Annotated in this window: 18 protein-coding genes; 10 read left to right on the top strand and 8 right to left on the bottom strand. The window is 46.7% G+C overall.

Features of this window, described 5'->3' with window-relative positions; all coding sequences use genetic code 11:
• Both IS446_RS13210 and IS446_RS13215 read right to left on the bottom strand, forming a co-directional pair.
• Positions 1–1056, bottom strand: a complete 1056-nt coding sequence (locus tag IS446_RS13210; protein ID WP_203061227.1) for an aminotransferase class I/II-fold pyridoxal phosphate-dependent enzyme — start codon at positions 1054–1056, stop codon at positions 1–3.
• A 3-nt stretch (positions 1057–1059) separates the two neighbouring features.
• Complete coding sequence (locus IS446_RS13215; RefSeq protein WP_203061228.1) at positions 1060–2070, bottom strand: dipeptide epimerase; 1011 nt, start codon at positions 2068–2070, stop codon at positions 1060–1062.
• A gap of 907 nt (positions 2071–2977) precedes the next feature.
• On the opposite strand from IS446_RS13215, the gene IS446_RS13220 reads away from it, so the two are divergent.
• Positions 2978–4402 (top strand): L-serine ammonia-lyase, encoded by a 1425-nt coding sequence (locus tag IS446_RS13220; protein ID WP_203061229.1) that lies wholly within the window; start codon positions 2978–2980, stop codon positions 4400–4402.
• A 49-nt stretch (positions 4403–4451) separates the two neighbouring features.
• Here IS446_RS13220 and IS446_RS13225 read toward each other — a convergent pair whose 3' ends face one another.
• Both IS446_RS13225 and IS446_RS13230 read right to left on the bottom strand, forming a co-directional pair.
• Positions 4452–4802: a four helix bundle protein gene (locus IS446_RS13225; protein WP_235996507.1), complete on the bottom strand. Its 351-nt coding sequence runs from the start codon at positions 4800–4802 to the stop codon at positions 4452–4454.
• Between the two features lie 99 nt (positions 4803–4901).
• Positions 4902–5357, bottom strand: coding sequence for a nuclear transport factor 2 family protein (locus IS446_RS13230; protein WP_235996508.1), 456 nt, complete (start codon positions 5355–5357; stop codon positions 4902–4904).
• Positions 5358–5689: 332 nt separating this feature from the next.
• Here IS446_RS13230 and panB point away from each other — a divergent pair, with 332 nt between their 5' ends.
• Together panB and IS446_RS13240 are read left to right on the top strand one after the other, a co-directional pair.
• A complete protein-coding gene (panB, locus tag IS446_RS13235; RefSeq protein WP_203061230.1) occupies positions 5690–6508 on the top strand; it encodes a 3-methyl-2-oxobutanoate hydroxymethyltransferase in 819 nt (272 codons plus the stop codon).
• A gap of 6 nt (positions 6509–6514) precedes the next feature.
• The gene (locus IS446_RS13240) at positions 6515–7222 is read left to right on the top strand and encodes an RluA family pseudouridine synthase (protein WP_203061248.1); all 708 of its coding nucleotides are present in this window, start codon (positions 6515–6517) and stop codon (positions 7220–7222) included.
• Between the two features lie 377 nt (positions 7223–7599).
• Here IS446_RS13240 and IS446_RS13245 read toward each other — a convergent pair whose 3' ends face one another.
• A complete protein-coding gene (locus IS446_RS13245; RefSeq protein ID WP_203061231.1) occupies positions 7600–8052 on the bottom strand; it encodes an RES family NAD+ phosphorylase in 453 nt (150 codons plus the stop codon).
• Entirely contained in the window at positions 8053–8511 is a 459-nt protein-coding gene (gene parS, locus IS446_RS13250) for a type II RES/Xre toxin-antitoxin system antitoxin (RefSeq protein ID WP_203061232.1), read from the bottom strand.
• 643 nt (positions 8512–9154) lie between these two features.
• On the opposite strand from parS, the gene IS446_RS13255 reads away from it, so the two are divergent.
• The 3 genes from IS446_RS13255 to IS446_RS13265 all read left to right on the top strand — a co-directional run bounded on the left by IS446_RS13255 (position 9155) and on the right by IS446_RS13265 (position 10704).
• Positions 9155–9649, top strand: coding sequence for a DUF4252 domain-containing protein (locus tag IS446_RS13255; RefSeq protein ID WP_203061233.1), 495 nt, complete (start codon positions 9155–9157; stop codon positions 9647–9649).
• A gap of 279 nt (positions 9650–9928) precedes the next feature.
• Positions 9929–10213: a type II toxin-antitoxin system TacA family antitoxin gene (locus IS446_RS13260; protein ID WP_203061234.1), complete on the top strand. Its 285-nt coding sequence runs from the start codon at positions 9929–9931 to the stop codon at positions 10211–10213.
• Entirely contained in the window at positions 10213–10704 is a 492-nt protein-coding gene (locus tag IS446_RS13265; protein ID WP_203061235.1) for a GNAT family N-acetyltransferase, read from the top strand. The genes IS446_RS13260 and IS446_RS13265 overlap by 1 nt, the downstream gene beginning before the upstream one ends.
• Before the next feature lie 547 nt (positions 10705–11251).
• Here the strand turns inward: IS446_RS13265 and IS446_RS13270 are convergent.
• Positions 11252–12130, bottom strand: a complete 879-nt coding sequence (locus IS446_RS13270) for a DMT family transporter (RefSeq protein ID WP_203061236.1) — start codon at positions 12128–12130, stop codon at positions 11252–11254.
• A gap of 1 nt (position 12131) precedes the next feature.
• A complete protein-coding gene (locus IS446_RS13275; protein ID WP_203061237.1) occupies positions 12132–13676 on the bottom strand; it encodes a hypothetical protein in 1545 nt (514 codons plus the stop codon).
• Between the two features lie 154 nt (positions 13677–13830).
• Here IS446_RS13275 and IS446_RS13280 point away from each other — a divergent pair, with 154 nt between their 5' ends.
• From IS446_RS13280 to leuB, 4 genes are read left to right on the top strand one after another with little or no spacing between them, the layout of a single operon-like run.
• Positions 13831–15003: a 2-isopropylmalate synthase gene (locus IS446_RS13280; protein WP_203061238.1), complete on the top strand. Its 1173-nt coding sequence runs from the start codon at positions 13831–13833 to the stop codon at positions 15001–15003.
• An 8-nt stretch (positions 15004–15011) separates the two neighbouring features.
• Positions 15012–16418, top strand: coding sequence for a 3-isopropylmalate dehydratase large subunit (gene leuC / locus IS446_RS13285; protein WP_203061239.1), 1407 nt, complete (start codon positions 15012–15014; stop codon positions 16416–16418).
• A gap of 13 nt (positions 16419–16431) precedes the next feature.
• Positions 16432–17022 carry a 3-isopropylmalate dehydratase small subunit gene (gene leuD, locus IS446_RS13290; protein WP_203061240.1) on the top strand — a complete coding sequence of 197 codons (591 nt, stop codon included), beginning with the start codon at positions 16432–16434 and terminating at the stop codon, positions 17020–17022.
• 11 nt (positions 17023–17033) lie between these two features.
• Positions 17034–18152 (top strand): 3-isopropylmalate dehydrogenase, encoded by a 1119-nt coding sequence (leuB, locus tag IS446_RS13295; protein ID WP_203061241.1) that lies wholly within the window; start codon positions 17034–17036, stop codon positions 18150–18152.
• The last annotated feature ends 272 nt before the right edge of the window (positions 18153–18424 follow it).

Genomic DNA, 18424 nt, shown 5'->3' on the forward strand with positions numbered 1-18424 from the left:
TTAAGCTTTTTCGTAATAACTATTCAGGTGTTCGGCGAGCTGCAAGATATCATTTTCCTCGTGAAAAGCCGAGATCACGATCTTACACATCAGAGGTGAATCGGCATTGGGGTAATGGAAATTGGTGACCACCATACTTCTTTCTTCCAGAAAATCTGATAGGTGATCATCGGTCACCGTAAAGCAGGGATAGCCTTCACTCCAGGCAAAGCGATGCAGGGTATTGCAATGGGTGGTAAACAGTTTGATATTGCGATGCAGCTTTTTGCGCTGCGCTTTCAGTAAGGCTTCAGCGCCTATAAGCGTTTGCAGTCCAGCCATAGTTCCGGGGCCACTGCCTCCAAACCAAGGGTCGCCTCCTATGGCTTTCAGCACACTCTTTTCTCCCAGGAGGAATCCGCCGGTGATCGCAAATCCTTTACCCATAGATCCGCACACCAATAATCCTTCAGGATCCATAGCTTTCAGGATGTTAAAACTCCCCCCGCCTTGTTCTCCGGTGATCCCTATGGCATGGGAATCATCGGCCACCAGGATCAGGTCCTGCAATGGCAGGGTCTTTAACCATTCGAAATCCAAAGGAGCTCCTCCAGTAAAATCAACAGTATCAAAGATGAGTACCGGCGGTAGGGACGGATGTGAATCCAGGTAGGCTAAAATATCGCGTCTTAGGGCTTCCAGCGAAGCGTAATTGCGGTCACCGGGAAATAACAAGGCCGCATGGGTATGGGGTGCAAAGAAGAGTTTATGTCCGCTACAGGCTAGGTATTTGCGCACCAGCTGACAGGCAGCAAAGCCTGATGAAACATAAAGTGCATCTTCCGCCCCGGTAAGGTTCGCCAACCAGCGCTCGCCTTCATGAAAAGGCCGCAGTTGCACATTGGCATTTCGGGATGCCGCATAGGTGGTTCCTGCAGTAGCCAGGTACTCCCGAAAGCGGTCTAAGAATTCAGGGTGGGTTTGCAATCCAAGGTAGGCCGTACCCCCAAAATAGGTATACTCCCCATTTTCTGTGCACAGGGTTCGTCCCGGAAAGTGATCTATGGTGATAGCCATGGTCTATAAAAGGGTTACTCCGCTTCCGGCTAGTTCGGGAAAAACTACAGATGCATCGGGGTTGATATGTACGCCCTTGGCTATATCCTTCTTGAGCAATAAGGCACCGTCCATATCCACATAATCCAGTTGGGGTAATAGCTGCGCAATGGCCGAGATCCCCACGGTAGATTCGGTCATACAACCTACCATCACCTTCATGCCTAAGGCCTTCGCTTTTTTTATCATTCGCCTCGCCGGGGTGAGTCCGCCACACTTGGTGAGCTTAATATTGATCCCGTGAAAATGGCCGGCACATTTTTCTACGTCGCTCTCTACGATACAACTCTCATCGGCGATCACGGGAAGCACACTGTGCTCCATCAACTTCTTATAGCCTTCCAGGTCGTCGGCCTTTAAAGGTTGTTCGAGAAATTCCACACCCAGCGCTTTTAACTGAGGCGCATATGCAATAGCCTGGTCGGCCGTCCACGCACAATTGGCATCGATACGAAAAATTGCATCGGTATGTTTTCTCAGCTCGCGAACGATCTCTACATCCTTATCGGTTCCCAGCTTGATCTTGTAGAGCGGCCAAGGTTTACTTTTCATCTTCGCCACCATCTTTTCAACGGTATCGATCCCAATGGTGTAATTGGTCTTTGGATAGGCGTCATTCGTTGTCCCCCATAGCTCATACAGGGGTTTCCCCTGTAGTTTACCCCACAGATCATTGGCGGCCAGGTCAAGGGCACAGATCGCAAAATTAGAGAGTCCGCTATCGGTCAAAAAAGCGTGAAAAGCTTCAGGAGTGGTGAGTTCCATCCCTTCGATCTGCGGACGAATACCTTCGATCTCGGCTATCATGCTTTCTACCGTGATGTTGTAATACGGATTGGAAGTAGATTCCCCATATCCCGTTATGCCGCCCTGTGAAAGGCTTACGATCAGGGAGTCCTGAAAGTCATGAGATTCCCTGGAAATGCTGAAGGTGAATTCGAGCTCCAGCACGTGTTTGGTTAAGGTTAGGTGCATAGGTTGGTTTTATAAGGGTGAAAATAATGATAAATTATAGATTATAGGTTATTGATTTTTTGGATTTCTAAGAGTTATTAGTTGTTAGTTTTCTGTGGTTAGTTGTGAGTTCGGTTTTCTGTTTTCAGTTCTCAGTTTACTGTTTCTCATGATGGCGTACCCTTCGCTTACCTACCTACCTTTTCCCTCCCCTCTCGATACAATTGCTTCGCAATCACTCGAGGTGACAAATCCCGCCTACCTGTATACCCGATTACCTACCTTTTCCCACCCCTCTCGATACAATTGCTTCGCAATCACTCGAGGTGACAAATCCCGCCTACCTGTATACCCGATTACCTACCTACCTTTTCCCACCCCTCTCGATACAATTGCTTCGCAATCACTCGAGGTGACAAATCCTGCCTACCTGTATACCCAATTACCTACCTTTTCCCACCCCTCTCGATACAATTGCTTCGCAATCACTCGAGGTGACAAATCCTACCTACCTGTATACCCGATTACCTACCTTTTCCCACCCCTCTCGATACAATTGCTTCGCAATCACTCGAGGTGACAAATCCCGCCTACCTGTATACCCGATTACCTACCTTTTCCCATCCCTCTCGATACAATTGCTTCGCAATCACTCGAGGTGACAAATCCCGCCTACCTGTATACCCGATTACCTACCTTTTCCCACCCCTCTCGATACAATTGCTTCGCAATCACTCGAGGTGACAAATCCCGCCTACCTACCTACCTACCTACCTACCTACCTACCTACCTACCTACCTATCTCCCCATTTCCCCATTTCCCATTTCCCATTTCCCATTTCCCTCCTTCCCTTAATTTATAATTCACCATTCATAATTTATAATTACAAAAAACTATATTTGCGCCCGTTCTAAAACGTTTTCGCAAATGGAATGTATCAGTGTTTTCGACATGCTGAAGATCGGGATCGGCCCCAGTAGTTCTCATACCCTCGGGCCATGGCGCGCTGCCGAAAGATGGATCGCCGAACTGAAGGAAGAAAAGGTATTTGCAGATCTTATCGATGTTAAGGTGCATGTGTACGGATCCTTGTCCCTTACCGGAAAAGGGCACGCTACCGATCTGGCTATTCTCCTCGGACTCTCCGGGTGTGACCCGGAATTCTTTCCCGTGGAAGATATCGCTCCCCTGATCGATAAGGTGAAAACCACCCATCAGCTAACCCTGAACGGAGAGCTCATTCTCCCCTTTCAATTCAGCGAAAACATCGTATTCCACAGAACCTTTCTGCCTTTTCATGCCAACGGACTCACCTTTGAAGGGACGCTGGCCGATGGTCGTGTGGTCAGTGAAACCTACTATTCTATAGGAGGCGGATTCGTTGTAAAAGAAGAACGGGAACACGCCAAGGAGAACAAGGAGATCTTCAGAACCTTCCCCTTCCCGATCCAGAAGGGTGATGAGCTTTTGGCCTGCTGTCAGAAAACCGGAAAGAGCATTTCAGAGATCGTACTGGAAAACGAGCAGTCACTGCGCAGCGATGAGGAGATCGATAAGGAATTGGAACGCATCTGGAACACCATGCTGGAATCCATGTATACCGGGTGTCATACCCAGGGGATCCTTCCCGGCGGACTCAATGTGCGCCGACGTGCCTTTGAAATGCACCAACGCCTCAAAGGTGACGTGATCTATAGCAATCCGCATGACTGGATCGCTGCTATCAGAAAAACCGAAGTGAAGTTCCGCCAGATCCTCAAATGGGTATCCTGCTTTGCGTTAAGTGTGAATGAGGTGAACGCCTCCCTGGGACGCGTCGTTACCGCACCTACCAACGGAAGCGCCGGAGTGATCCCGGCCGTACTCATGTACTACCTCGTTATTGAGAACCACGAGGCCGGAAGGGAAGAGATCAAGAAATTCCTCCTGGTGGCCAGTGAGATCGGAAGTATCTTCAAGAAAGGAGCTACCATCTCTGCGGCTATGGGCGGATGCCAGGCAGAGATCGGCGTTTCATCGGCTATGGCAGCCGGTGCCCTTTGTGAGCTGCTAGGCGGCACCCCGGAACAAGCACTTATGGCTGCCGAGATCGCCATGGAGCACCACCTCGGACTCACCTGCGACCCGATCGGCGGACTCGTACAGATCCCTTGTATCGAACGAAATTCCATGGGAGCCATCAAGGCTATCAATGCCGCAGAACTTGCATTAGAATCAGATCCTAAAGATGCTAAGGTACCACTGGATAAAGTAGTGAATACCATGTGGGAAACTGCTAAGGATATGAATTCGAAGTATAAAGAGACTTCGGAAGGCGGATTGGCTGTGGGGGTTTATTTATCAGATTGCTAATCTGATAAATAATTGTGAATTGTAAATGGTGAATTATGAATGAATAGGCTTATCTCCTTTTAGCTTTTGAGGTAATGATGATGCTTGAGATCAATTTATTTAATTCAATATTCCTACTGGATAGCTCTGTGTGGAGTTCATTATCAATATAATTTGAGGAAGCTAACAGATCGATCCAATACAAGGTCTCGCTACTTTCCTTTTGTGCTATCGCCATCTTATGTATAAAGTCTGCTCTGGACTCCGCATGTTCTGCTTCGCGATAAATAGCACCAATTGCAGTCCCCGATCTAAGCAACTGCTTACTCATTACATATTCATTCCTTTCTGAAGTTAAATATTTATAGCAACTGATGATCTTCAACGCGAATGAAAAACTTTTTTCTTTAATGGGATTCATGATGATGTAATTGAAGTTTAAATGTATGGAATATTTTCTATATAAACTTCTAACACCCCATTCACAATTCATCATTCACAATTCATCATTCACAATTCATCATTCACAATTTTTACGTCTTGTATCGACAACAAAGAAAATTTTCCAGGAACCATTATGTTTCATGAGCTGAAACGAATTCACCCCGCAATGGGAAACCTCGCCGTTTACCCAAAAGGTGTAAGGCGTCCAGGCATTGGCCATAGCGCCATCTATGCGGATATCATACCCCTTGATCTCCTCTTTGAACTCCAGGTCGGTTGGCATGGTAGCCATACGCTCTAAAAAGGTGTCATAGGTGCTTTTGACCAAAACGTCCTGCCCTTCCTTATTCTTTGTAATGGTCTGCATGGGGGTTTCAGGCAATGCCATGGTTCGTAAGGCCGCGGTGTCCTTTTGGTGAAAGGCGTCAAAGAAATCAATAATCACTTGTTTTACGGCAGCTTCTTCGGATGTTTGGGCGTTGGCGTTCATAGCGGAAAGAAGTACTAGCGTTAAAAGAATTGCTTTTTTCATGTTTGCGGTTACGGGTTATGAGTTGTGAGTTGTGAGTTACGGGTAATAAAAAACTAATTTATCATTTATAATCTATAATTCAATATTCCCTTTACCCTTTCACCTTTTTACGCTCCGAAGCTCTAGCGCTGGAGGGCTTTACCTTCTTTCATGAGATTGCCGCGTCGCTACACTCCTCGCAAAGACAGGGAGCCACTTATTCTTTCCTCATACCCCCTTACCTGTTACCTTTTACTTATTCCCTGTTACCGCTTTCCCCTTCCACCTTTTTCCCTCCTTGTTATGCATTTAACGGGGAAAGCTTTACTTTTACATTCCTAAAAATTCAACGCATGTCTGTTGCTAAAAAAGAATACAAAAGAGTGACCGTAAAATCGGTTCAGGAAATGAAGGAAAACGGAGAGAAGATCTCCATGCTCACCGCCTATGATTACACCATGGCCCGCATTGTTGACGGTGCCGGGGTCGATGTGATCCTCGTCGGGGATTCGGCCAGTAATGTGATGGCCGGACACGAAACGACCCTGCCTATTACCCTGGACCAGATGATCTATCACGCCTCTTCTGTGGTTCGCGGAATCGACCGCGCCCTGGTGGTGGTAGACCTTCCTTTTGGTAGCTACCAGAGTGACCCCAAGGAAGCGTTGCGCTCTGCGATCCGTATCATGAAAGAAAGCGGCGGCCATGCGGTAAAGCTTGAAGGCGGAAAGGAGATCAAAGACTCCATCAAACGTATTCTCAATGCGGGTATTCCTGTGATGGGACACCTCGGACTCACCCCGCAGGCCATTTACAAGTTCGGAACCTATACCGTTCGCGCCAAAGAAGAAGCCGAGGCTGAAAAACTAAAAGCCGATGCCAAGATGCTCGAGAAATGCGGATGTTTTGCCATTGTTCTCGAAAAGATCCCTGCCCACCTGGCGAAAGAAGTTGCCGAAAGCGTGAGCATTCCCGTGATCGGGATCGGTGCCGGAAGCGGGGTCGACGGACAAGTACTCGTGCTGCATGATCTACTAGGAATGACCCATGAATTCAATCCGCGGTTCCTGCGCAGGTATATGCACCTCTATGAAGATATGACCAAAGCCATCGGACAATATGTTGACGATGTGAAATCGGTTGATTTCCCTAATGCCGAGGAATCGTATTAAATCAGCATTTTGAAAAAGGAGGTTTCTACCAAGGATAATCTGGATGTGCTCTATGAGGACAACCATATTATTGTGGTGAACAAGCGTCCCGGAGATATCGTTCAGGGGGATAAGACCGGCGATAAGCCCCTCTCTGAGGTGGTCAAGGAATACATCAAGGAGAAATACAACAAACCCGGGAACGTCTATTTGGGAGTCGTACATCGCCTGGACCGCCCTACAAGCGGAGTGGTACTCTTTGCGAAAACCTCCAAGGCCCTGCCTCGCCTCAATAAACTCTTTAAGGAAAAGGAAACCCAAAAAACCTATTGGGCCGTGGTACAAGAAGCTCCTCCCAAGGAAGCCGACCGCCTCGTGCACTGGATGAAGCGGAATCCCAAGCAGAATAAGTCGTACGCCCATATCAAGGAGGTGCCCGATAGTAAGAAGGCTATCCTCAACTATAAGCTCATTAAGAAGCTGGATCGCTATTACCTTCTGGAGATCGACCTGGAAACGGGACGCCATCACCAGATCCGCTCCCAACTATCATCTATAGGATGTGTTATCAAAGGCGACCTGAAATACGGCGCCTCCCGAAGCAATAAGGACGGAAGCATTCACCTCCACGCCCGCAAGCTGGAATTCGTTCATCCAGTGAAAAAGAGCCCGATAAGTATTGTGGCCCCTGTACCGGAAAATGATTCCATATGGAAGGCATGTGATCAATTGTAAATTTTGGATTATAGATTATAGATTGGGGTTTTCGGTTCTCAGTTTTCAGGTTTCAGTTGTTAGTGTTTAGTTGTGGAAATGCGGAATTGCTGAATTGCGAAAAGGCAGTAGGCTATATGCTGTAAGCGATACGCAGGTGGTGATTCAACCATAGCTATTAGTTTTAGTGTTGTGAGTTTTTAGTTAGCTTTTCGGTGTAGTCGTGATAGCGTGATGTCGTTTTTTACTCCCTACTCCCCATTAACCATTCACAATTCACCATTCACAATTCACTATTCACAATTCACCATTCATAATTCACCATTCATAATTCACCATTCATAATTCACCATTCACAATTCACAATTTTTCACCTCCCTAATCCCCTATTTCCCCATCTAAGAATTCAACCTCGAATCGAAATGAAAATCCCTGTGGTCGAGCAGCTTGACGGTGTCATAATCTTTATGCCTGCAGTTGAGGATGTAGTTATTGGCACTGTGAATAATACAACTGGGGACTTTCAGAGCTATGGTCTCTCCCTTTCTTATCCAGTCTTCCCCAATTTGAGCCAGGATGGAAGGTGCCGGATAGTCTATCCAATTTTTGGGGAGTTCATGTATGCTTATTTCTGTTATGGATTGGTCCGGGATCTCCAGAGTTAGAATATCCAGGTCCGGCACCAACATGGGCGGCGTATGTACAATGGTTTCAAGAAGTGCAATCTCCTTAGATTCGCCGGTATAGATCACTGCAGATCCCTTTTTGTTCCAACGACCACCGTGAATGGCAGCCCCTGTTCCTGACAGATCTGCGGCATGCTTCTTTCCTGTGATTCTGTAAACGATCATCTAGCTGTATACCCCGTGTTCAATTCGACCCAGAATATCTCTGACCTTAGACACACCCTCAGGGATCTCAATGAGTTCACTGGGCTGCATACCTCCTAATGCGGTATTGGGAAGATTAAGCCATTTGAAGAAGTTCTCCTTACTGCCGAAGATCTCAGTTCCTGTCAGAAAGAGTTCGGATATCTCAAAGAGTTTGATCGATACATTTCTTTCCAGTTTTTTATTCGCCTTAGTCCATCGGTATATGGAGGGTTCAGAAACATTAAGCATATGGGCTGTAGCCCCCAATGAGAGATCAAAGTATTCACGGAAGTTCTTGATGATATTGGCATTGAGGCCCTTGGTCGCGATCTCAATATAATCATAAGGACTTTCCACCCTGCTTCTGATGTACTTTTTTCCCAATACATCCCGCAGTGCATCAAGTTGTTTTGTCGTTATATCGATATCACCTGTCATTTGATAAAATATTTTATTAATTGATGTAATATAATGAATTTCCTTTGAATTGTCAATAAGACACATCAGATAAACAGGCACAAGCAACTTCACCGCTCTTTACCTTTTACACCTTTACACTTTTTCATGAGATTGCCGCGTCGTAGCTTCGCTCCTCCTCGCAAAGACAATAAGCTACTTATTCTCTTCACGTACCTACTAACTACCTCTCGATACGATTGCTTCGCAATCACTCGAGGTGACTAACCCTACCTACCTACCTACCCCCCCTTTACCCCTTCACCCCTTCACACTTTTTCATGAGATTGCCGCGTCGTAGCTTCGCTCATCCTCGTAAAGACAATAAGCTACTTATTCTCTTCACGTACCTACTAACTACCTCTCGATACGATTGCTTCGCAATCACTCGAGGTGACATACCCTACCTACCTACCTACCTACCCCCCCTTTTACCCCTTCACCCCTTTTACCCCTTCACCCCTTTTACCCCTTTACCCCTTTACCCCTTTACCCCTTCACCCTTTTATCAGGTCACTTCGGTCGTTATATTCCCTCGTGATGACATTCGTGAAAAACCTTATCTTTATCATTCTCCAACATCTTCTGAATTCATAATCTGCGATGCGCAAAAATTCTTCCGATTATGAAAACTACCTTCTATTTCCTTTTCAGTATCCTCCTTTTCTCCTGTGGGAGTGCAGGGATCAACAATTTCTACAACACCCATAAATACGATCCGGGAGTTACCGCCATTGAAGTGCCTCAGTTCGTCCTATCCATGCTCAAGAACTCCTCTCCGGAAATGAATGACCTTTTGAAAAACGTAGACGACATTCGGTTTATGAATCTTCCCGCCGGAGACCGAATGTATTCCGCCATGCTCGAAACCGACATCAACCGAATTACCGCTAACCGATATACCGATGTGTACCGCCGCACCGATGAAGAAAAGAACACCAGCCTCTTCTCCATCCGAGAAAAAGGAGACCGCGTCAAGGAACTCATTTGGTTCGATCAGGGCACTAACAATAATATGCTGCTCTACTTTAAGGGAGATTTTGACCCTGCAGTCGTTTCTAAACTATCTGATAGCGGTGATCTTGATAAGATCAAGGAGGTGATCAGTAAGCAGGATTAGAAGGGAGTTGTGAGTTATGAGTTTTAAGTTAGGAATCGCTTACAGCCTAAAGCCTAAAGCTTACTGCCAACAGCGCTATCCGCCTTTTTGCCCTTTTGCAATTCAGCAGTTTTGCATTTGATTAAAGTCATAAGTAATGAGGCAGGAGTTTTCATACTTCGCTAAAGCCAAGTAGGATAAAATGAGTTTTGAGATACTAGTGATCACAGGGGGATCCATTGACAACTTGTTTTGTACGGCATTATACCGTACATTTGTATAAGTCCAATTAATTATTTTATGGAAGCGTCTAAAACAAAGGATGAGCGAATTGAGATTCGCGTATCCCATCAGGAGAAAAGAATTTTTCGCAAAGCACAAAAGCTTAGTGGCGACAAATCCTTTAGTAGTTTTATTGTTCGTATCGTAAAAGATCATGCCGAAGAAATAATTGCGAAAAATGACCGAATTCTCGCGAGCGAAAGAGATCGGAATATGTTTTTTGATGCCGTTTTTGAAGCATCTAAGCCTAATCAAAATTTGATCAAGGCTGCTGAGAAGTATAAAACCAAAATGGATCTATAGTGACCATAAAGCTGCTGGAAAAAAAACACATCAGACAAAATTTCAATTGCGAAGAGCCGTCTTTAACTGATTACATAAAAAGACAGGCCGGTCAGGATATGAAAAAACGTCTTGCGACCTGTTTTGTTGCTTTAGATGAAAAACAAAATGTAATAGGCTACTATACGCTTACCAGCGAAAGTTTAGGCAGAGAAGAGATCCCCGGAAGATACGTCAAACGAGTTCCCAAAAATTATAATGCACCGGTTATTCTGTTAGGCAGACTAGCCAGAGATATTTCTCAGAAAGGCAAGGGACTAGGTGAAATATTGCTCATTGATGCCTTATTCAGAAGCTACAATTTATCTGCGAAGAGTATCGGAGCTATGGCTGTAGTAGTAGACCCCATTAATCAAAATGCGGTTGATTTCTACAAGAAATACGGTTTCCAGGAATTACCGGATAGCGAAAAAATGTTTCTGCCCATGAACACCATCAAACAATTAATTTAAATAGCCAGACCGAACGATACTCCATATACCTATCTCCAGTGCAAGGGTGAAGGCTTTGGGCACTTAGCTGCAAGCACCATTCACCATTCACCATTCACAATCCACCTTTCACAATCCATAATCCACCATCCACGGTTTTCGCTTCTCGCTTCTCAGTTTTCGAATTGATGCGGAATCGCGGAATCGTAAAATTGTAAAATCGCGGAATCGCGGAATTGCAAAATCCTGCAGTCGTGTCCACCTCCGCCTAGCTGCTTACCTGCTTACCCGGCTACCCTAATTCACAATCCACCATTCACAATTCACCATTCACAATTCACCATTCACAATCCATCATTCACCATCCACAATCCACCATCCACAATCAACCATTCACAATTCATCATTCACAATTCATCATTCACAATTCACCATTCACAATCCATCATTCACAATCCATCATTCACCATCCACAATCCACCATTCACAATTCATCATTCATCATTCACCATCCACAATCCACCATCCACAATCAACCATTCACAATTCATCATTCACAATTCACCATTCATCCCCCCTTCCGTCTCCGGCTGATAAAACTCTCGGCTACCACCGCCAAAATGATCACCGCTCCGCCGAGAATGGTATTCCCCCCGGGGATCTCCCCTAAAAACAACATCCCGAGCAGGATGCCATATACCGGTTGTACACTGCTCATGATACTCGCCGCCGTCACCGAAAAATACCGGAAGGTCATCAGCAATAAGGTATGTCCGATAGACGTGGTGATCACCGCCAACGCCAGGATCGGATAGAAATTCTCTGTGAACGTGGTTACCGAAGCCTTCCCTGCCACCGGGAACAACGCTATCGCCATGACGGCTAACTGCCAGGTCATCAGCACCGATCCGTTGTACTTCTTCACCTGGGGCTTTAGGATGATATTCCGCAGGGCATAGAACAAAGCCGAACACAACCCAAAGAGGATCGCAATGAAAAACTTGTTTTCCAGATCAAATTCCGGCACCAGAAGCCAGATACCTCCTAATACCATAGCCCCGAGAAGCAGGTGTATTTTTTTAAAAGGGGTCTTTAAGATGAGGGGTTCCAGCATGCTCGTTAGCACCGGATACGTATAAATGGAAAGCATCCCAATGGCTACCGACGAATACTGCAGCGCATAAAAATACGTCACCCAGTGGATCCCGAAAAAGAGTCCGCCAAGCACCACTATCCAACGGTCCTTCTTATTATCGATCTTAAAACTATACCCCTTAAACCAGGAAAAACCTCCGATCACCAAAGTTGCCAATAGCGCCCGATACCAGATGGTAAGCTCGGGATCGAGCTGTATATACCTGCCCAAAACTCCGCTACTGCTTATGCACAGCACTGCAAAGTTGAGCTGCAGGTAGGGCCACAGTCCTTTGTTCTCGGTTTCCTGCATACTAACGGATGAGTTGTGCGGCTTTTTCCCTGATGATATCACCTACCGGACGATTCTCGATCTTACTCTCCAGCCAGGAGATGATGTCCAGATACAGGAAGGCGCGCTTCTCATACGGGTGATCTTCAAATCCCTTCAGACGCTTGTGGAGCTTACGGAACTCGTCCTTAAGCTCGTGCGGATAAATATCCCCAAGGTTTCTCAGAAAGCGTATCATCTCCTTCTGCACCTCATGAAGCTCGTTCATCTTCAGCAGGAACTTATACGTGCTACGCAATTGCACCTCGAGGTGGTAATCTAAACCGGCATCGTAATGCGCCACCAGGTTAAGTACCCGGGCAAAACACATGAGGTCCTCCCGCATCTTGAGGTTCTTGTTCTCGATGATCTTTTTCAGGTAGGCAATACAGCTCTTATTGTCGCCCACTCCGAAATACATACAAGCGAGCTTATAGTAGAATACCATTACGTGGTGCGCATCGATCTTACTTCCCCATTTTTTAATTCCGTCCAAAATGGCAGGCTCCAAAGCGATCCCCTCGCTAAAGCTCCCCTCCAGAAAGTGCATATTGAGCTTATTGCTGTTCACATAAAGGAATGCCAATACCTGCAGGTTATCGTTTACCGGAAACTTTTTGTCTGCAATAGCTTCCTGCATACGCTCCAGGCTCTCTTTAAAACCTGTTCGCGATTTCACCAAATACATGGTCTCCAGCAAATAGTTATTCCCCTTGAGGTAAAATACCGGATTGAGGTAGATCATGGACGGATTCTCATAGAACAGGTCCACCCATTTTTTGGCGTATTTAAAACAGGCCAGAAAGTCCTGTGTCAGGAAGCTATACCACAGATACGCCTTACACACCCATAGTTTCTCCCTGAAATCGAGGGTTGCCGGATCGTATTCAGGCAGGTGAGATTCAAAATACTCGGTGATCACCTTATATTCTTCATCGTTCTTTACATATCCCAGCTTCAGCATGATCCCGTACAACTGAAGTGACAGGTTCGAAAGCTTACTGGTAAGTACGTTTTGCTGACTCAACTCCTTGGCCTGTATGGCCAGCTCATCGGCACGACCGCTGATACTTCGGGTAATGTATTGGGTTTCGATGATCTTCTCCAGCTCTACGATCTCATAGGCGATCACCTTTTCCTGGTTATCGATGGCCACCGACTTCGCCTTATCGAGGATCTTCAAACTCTGTTTATACAATCCTTTATGGTAAAGAATGGTGGCAAAATCCAACTGCTCGCGAATCTGGATACGGATGTTCTGGTTCACAGGGTTCATACGCAGACTTATCAGGATCTGCTTGTATAAATGCGCTTTGAGATTGGATAGCTGCTGCTTTTTTACGATCCCACTTTTAAGCACTTCTTTCTCATCATAGACCGTCATCTTATCCAAAAGATTGAACAAGGCCAGGAATTTGGCGTCAGCATTTACTCCAAGCCGATTCACAAAGAGTTTGAACTGCCTTTTTTCTGACTTGGAAAGGGATTTAACCAACACAAAAAGATTATCACTGGAAGCGCTTGTCATTGTAATACTTTTTAAGCTAACTAATTGATTTTCAGTTATTTATATAGGTTAAAACCCATTTAAACATTGTAATCTCTGCTGTAGGCCGATTCCTGTTACTTTTTAAACGGCCTACTTTCGGATTTCATTGATGAAATTAACTTAAAAAAACAAAATGCATAACGAAAAAGTCCAAATCTTCGACACCACACTTCGGGATGGAGAACAAGTCCCTGGCTGTAAACTCGATACCGCCCAAAAACTTGTTATTGCCAGTCGTCTCGATGAGCTCGGTGTTGATGTTATAGAAGCCGGATTCCCAATTTCCAGTCCGGGCGATTTCAGATCGGTACAGGAGATCGGAAAGATCGTTAAGAATGCAACTGTTTGCGGATTGACACGCGCGGTAAAGAAAGATATCGAAGTGGCTGCCGAGGCCCTAAAGGGTGCAAAACGACCACGTATACATACCGGGATCGGAACATCTGATTCACACATCAAATACAAGTTCAACGCTACTAAGGAAGAGATCATCGAGCGTGCCGTAGCTGCGGTTTCTTACGCTAAGTCTTTTGTTGAAGATGTGGAATTCTATGCGGAAGATGCCGGAAGAACCGATAATGAGTTCCTCGCACGCGTTTGTGAGGCGGCGATCAAAGCCGGTGCTACCGTACTGAATATTCCTGACACGACAGGTTACTGTCTGCCCGAGGAGTATGGGAACAAGATGAAATACCTGAAAGAGAACGTTACTGGCATCCACAAAGCTATTTTGAGCTGCCACTGCCATAACGACCTGGGAATGGCTACCGCCAATTCTATCGCCGGGGTTATGAACGGTGCCCGCCAGATCGAGTGTACCATTAACGGGATCGGAGAGCGTGCCGGAAACACTTCACTCGAAGAAGTGGTAATGATCATGAGGCAACATCCCGACCTGAACCTGCAAACCGATATCAATACCCGCCTGCTTTACGATACCAGCCTTATGGTATCTGAAAAGATGGGCATGCCGGTACAGCCTAACAAGGCGATCGTGGGTAGCAATGCCTTTGCTCACAGCTCGGGGATCCACCAGGATGGGGTGATCAAGAACAGGGAGACCTACGAGATCATCGATCCGGAAGAGGTGGGTGTCAACGCTTCGGCCATCGTACTTACCGCCCGTAGCGGAAGAGCCGCCCTGGCCTATCGCGCCAAACTGGTGGGCTACGAACTCACCAAAGTGCAGTTGGATACCGTTTACGAGAAGTTCCTCGCAGTTGCCGACACCAAGAAAGAAGTTATTGACGACGATATTCACCATATCGCAGAACAATGTAATATTCGTATACAGGCCAGTGCCTGATCTGATCTATGAAAAAGACCTTATTTGACAAAGTCTGGGATGCCCATGTGGTTGAACGTATTGAAAACGGCCCCCAGATACTCTATATCGATAAACACCTTATTCACGAGGTAACGAGTCCGCAGGCCTTTGCCGAGCTCGAAAGCCGCAATATTCCCCTGTTCCGTAAAGAACAGGTGGTAGCAACGGCCGATCATAATGTACCTACAGAGAACCAGCACCTGCCTATTAAGGACGCTCTTTCTCGTAAGCAGGTTGATATGCTCACGGCTAACTGCGAGAAGCACGACGTAACCCTTTACGGACTCGGACATAAATACCAGGGTATTGTTCACGTTATGGCACCGGAGCTGGGGATCACCCAACCCGGAATGACCATGGTTTGTGGCGACAGTCATACCTCTACCCACGGTGCCTTTGGAACCATAGCCTTCGGGATCGGAACCAGCCAGGTAGCACAGGTATTTGCCAGCCAATGTTTGCTGATCTCCCGCCCTAAGACCATGCGCATTACGGTGAATGGAAAACTTAAGGATGGGGTGCTTCCTAAAGATGTTATCCTGTATATCATCGCCCAACTGGGAACCAATTCCGGAACGGGATATTTCGTGGAATACGCCGGAGACGTTTTCGAGAACATGAGCATGGAAGGCCGTATGACCGTGTGTAATATGAGTATCGAAATGGGTGCCCGCGGCGGAATGATCGCTCCGGATGAAACCACTTTTGAATACGTTAAAGGCCGTGAGTTCGCTCCTGAAGGGGAAGAATTCGAGAAGAAGGTAGCTTACTGGAAGACGCTCAAAACCGATGAAGGAGCTTCTTTTGATAAGGAATACCACTTTAATGCTGAAGAAATTGCTCCAATGGTGACCTATGGTACCAATCCGGGCATGGGAATTCGTATCTTTGATACCATTCCCTTCGATGAGAGTCCGTCCTTCGCCAAATCGCTCGATTATATGGGCCTTAAAAGCGGCGAGCAACTCCTCGGAAAAACCATCAACTATGTATTTATAGGAAGCTGTACGAATTCGCGTATTGAAGACTTCCGTATCGCGGCGGCGTACATTAAAGGCAAGAAAAAAGCCGATAATGTGAATGCCCTGATCGTACCCGGTTCCCAGCAGGTGGCCAAGGCTATTGTTTCTGAAGGCCTGCAGGAGATCTTTGAGGCCGCCGGTTTTGAGATCCGCCAAAGCGGATGCTCGGCCTGTTTGGGGATGAACGACGACAAGATCCCTGCGGGGGAATACTGTGTATCGACATCGAACAGGAACTTTGAAGGCCGCCAGGGCCCCGGAGCCCGAACCATCCTTGCGAGTCCGCTGGTAGCTGCAGCTACTGCCGTTCACGGAAAGATCACCGATGTAACACCCCAGGAGGCAGAAAAAGAAGAAGCATCCTTAATGTAAGTGAAAAGACACGATGGAAAAATTTAAAAAACTCAACTCCAGGGCTATCCCCCTACCCATAGAAAATATAGATACCGACCAGATCATTCCGGCGCGTTTCCTGAAAGCCACCAATAAAGAGGGCTTTGGCGAGAACCTGTTTCGCGACTGGAGGTATGCCTACGACGACACACCCAATCCGGACTTTATCCTTAACGACGAACGTTATGGCGGTAAGATCCTGATCGCAGGGAATAATTTTGGCTGCGGAAGCTCTCGTGAGCACGCCGCATGGGCCATTGCCGACTACGGATTAAAAGTAGTGGTTTCAAGCTACTTTGCCGATATCTTTAAAGGGAATGCCCTGAACAACGGATTACTACCCGTACAGATCAGTGAGGAGTTCTTAAAGACGCTTCTCGATGCCTGTCAAAAAGACCCCGAAACCACCATAGAAGTCAACCTTGAAGAACAGACCATAGGTCTTGAAGGCACCGACCATGTGGAGGGGTTCGATATTGATCCGTATAAGAAGATGTGCCTGATCAACGGGTATGATGATATCGATTATTTACTGACGAAAAAGGAGGCCATTGCGGCCTATGAACAACAACGCACGTTTTAAAAGAGAACGCTATGAATTTTAAGATTGCCGTATTACCGGGCGACGGAATTGGCCCGGAGGTCACTGAGCAGGCGATAAAATGCCTTAAGGTTGTAGGCGACACCTTTGAACACAACTTTACCTTTGAAGAGGCTCCCGTGGGAGCTGTCGCTATAGACAAAACCGGAGATCCCCTGCCGGAGGCCACACTCGAGTTATGCAAAAACAGTGATGCCGTACTCTTTGGCGCCATTGGCGACCCTAAGTACGATAACGACCCTTCGGCCAGGGTACGTCCGGAACAAGGGCTGCTAAAGCTCAGAAAAGAACTGGGCCTCTTTACCAATATCCGCCCTATCAAGGCGTACACCTCCCTGATCGACCGTTCGCCCCTGCGTCCGGATCGCATCAAAAATACCGATATGACCATCTACCGTGAGCTTACGGGAGGGATCTATTTCGGGGAGAAAAAGCTGAATGAAGAAGGTACGCTGGCCTCTGACCTCTGTGAGTATTCAGAGAAAGAGATCGAACGTATCGCTCACCAGGCCTTCAAAGCGGCCAGAACCCGCAAAAACAAGGTAACCCTGGTCGATAAGGCCAATGTGCTGGAAACCTCACGCCTGTGGCGTAAGGTGGTGACCAAGGTCGGGGAAAGCTATCCGGAAGTGGAACTCGACTTCCTTTTCGTGGATAATGCCGCTATGCAAATGATCTTGAATCCTTCGCAATTCGATGTGATCCTTACCGAGAATATGTTCGGAGATATCATTTCTGATGAAGGAAGTGTGATCGGTGGTTCCATCGGACTCCTAGCTTCGGCCTCTGTTGGCGATAAGCACGGACTCTTTGAGCCTGTTCACGGGTCATTCCCTCAAGGAAAGGGTCAGAACATTGCCAATCCGGTTGCCTCGATCCTGTCGGCTGTGATGCTATTGGAATACCTCGGACTCAATGAGGAGGCGCACGCCCTGGACTGCGCGGTTACTATTGCCATTGAAAGAGAGATCGTAACAGAAGACCTCAAGCCCGGTTCCAGGTTCGGAACCAAGGAGGTGGGAGATCATATCGCCTCCCTGCTGGCCGATGAAGGTGACAAGATCTGCTTTGATCCTGAGAATATAGAATATGGTAAATCAACTATCATTTAAACAAGGGGTCAACCCTTTACTTTGATCATCTTAGTTGAAGATTATCCATTTTTTTAGTGTTTGTTTTGCCCCCGGTTCTGCCGGGGGTTTTGTTTTTAAGGTTACGAGGTTATAAGGTTACAAGAGATTCGTCTTCGCGAGGTTTACGAAGCAAACTGTGGCGATCTCATAAAAAGGGTAAAGAAGTAAAGAGGTAAAGGCGTAAAGTCCTCCTTCGCTAAAGCTTCGGTGGATGAAAGGTAATAGGTGTGTCAGTTCGAGTGCCGGAGCGG

This window comes from Robertkochia sediminum, assembly GCF_016786255.1.
GTDB lineage: Bacteria > Bacteroidota > Bacteroidia > Flavobacteriales > Flavobacteriaceae > Robertkochia > Robertkochia sediminum.

What these genes read in the sequence shown, in the direction of transcription:
- IS446_RS13210 (WP_203061227.1), bottom strand. Translation starts at nt 1,056, where the DNA reads ATGGCTATCACCATAGATCACTTTCCGGGACGAACCCTGTGCACAGAA.
- IS446_RS13215 (WP_203061228.1), bottom strand. Translation starts at nt 2,070, where the DNA reads ATGCACCTAACCTTAACCAAACACGTGCTGGAGCTCGAATTCACCTTC.
- IS446_RS13220 (WP_203061229.1), top strand. Translation starts at nt 2,978, where the DNA reads ATGGAATGTATCAGTGTTTTCGACATGCTGAAGATCGGGATCGGCCCC.
- IS446_RS13225 (WP_235996507.1), bottom strand. Translation starts at nt 4,802, where the DNA reads ATGAATCCCATTAAAGAAAAAAGTTTTTCATTCGCGTTGAAGATCATC.
- IS446_RS13230 (WP_235996508.1), bottom strand. Translation starts at nt 5,357, where the DNA reads ATGAAAAAAGCAATTCTTTTAACGCTAGTACTTCTTTCCGCTATGAAC.
- panB (WP_203061230.1), top strand. Translation starts at nt 5,690, where the DNA reads ATGTCTGTTGCTAAAAAAGAATACAAAAGAGTGACCGTAAAATCGGTT.
- IS446_RS13245 (WP_203061231.1), bottom strand. Translation starts at nt 8,052, where the DNA reads ATGATCGTTTACAGAATCACAGGAAAGAAGCATGCCGCAGATCTGTCA.
- parS (WP_203061232.1), bottom strand. Translation starts at nt 8,511, where the DNA reads ATGACAGGTGATATCGATATAACGACAAAACAACTTGATGCACTGCGG.
- IS446_RS13255 (WP_203061233.1), top strand. Translation starts at nt 9,155, where the DNA reads ATGAAAACTACCTTCTATTTCCTTTTCAGTATCCTCCTTTTCTCCTGT.
- IS446_RS13260 (WP_203061234.1), top strand. Translation starts at nt 9,929, where the DNA reads ATGGAAGCGTCTAAAACAAAGGATGAGCGAATTGAGATTCGCGTATCC.
- IS446_RS13270 (WP_203061236.1), bottom strand. Translation starts at nt 12,130, where the DNA reads ATGCAGGAAACCGAGAACAAAGGACTGTGGCCCTACCTGCAGCTCAAC.
- IS446_RS13275 (WP_203061237.1), bottom strand. Translation starts at nt 13,676, where the DNA reads ATGACAAGCGCTTCCAGTGATAATCTTTTTGTGTTGGTTAAATCCCTT.
- IS446_RS13280 (WP_203061238.1), top strand. Translation starts at nt 13,831, where the DNA reads ATGCATAACGAAAAAGTCCAAATCTTCGACACCACACTTCGGGATGGA.
- leuC (WP_203061239.1), top strand. Translation starts at nt 15,012, where the DNA reads ATGAAAAAGACCTTATTTGACAAAGTCTGGGATGCCCATGTGGTTGAA.
- leuD (WP_203061240.1), top strand. Translation starts at nt 16,432, where the DNA reads ATGGAAAAATTTAAAAAACTCAACTCCAGGGCTATCCCCCTACCCATA.
- leuB (WP_203061241.1), top strand. Translation starts at nt 17,034, where the DNA reads ATGAATTTTAAGATTGCCGTATTACCGGGCGACGGAATTGGCCCGGAG.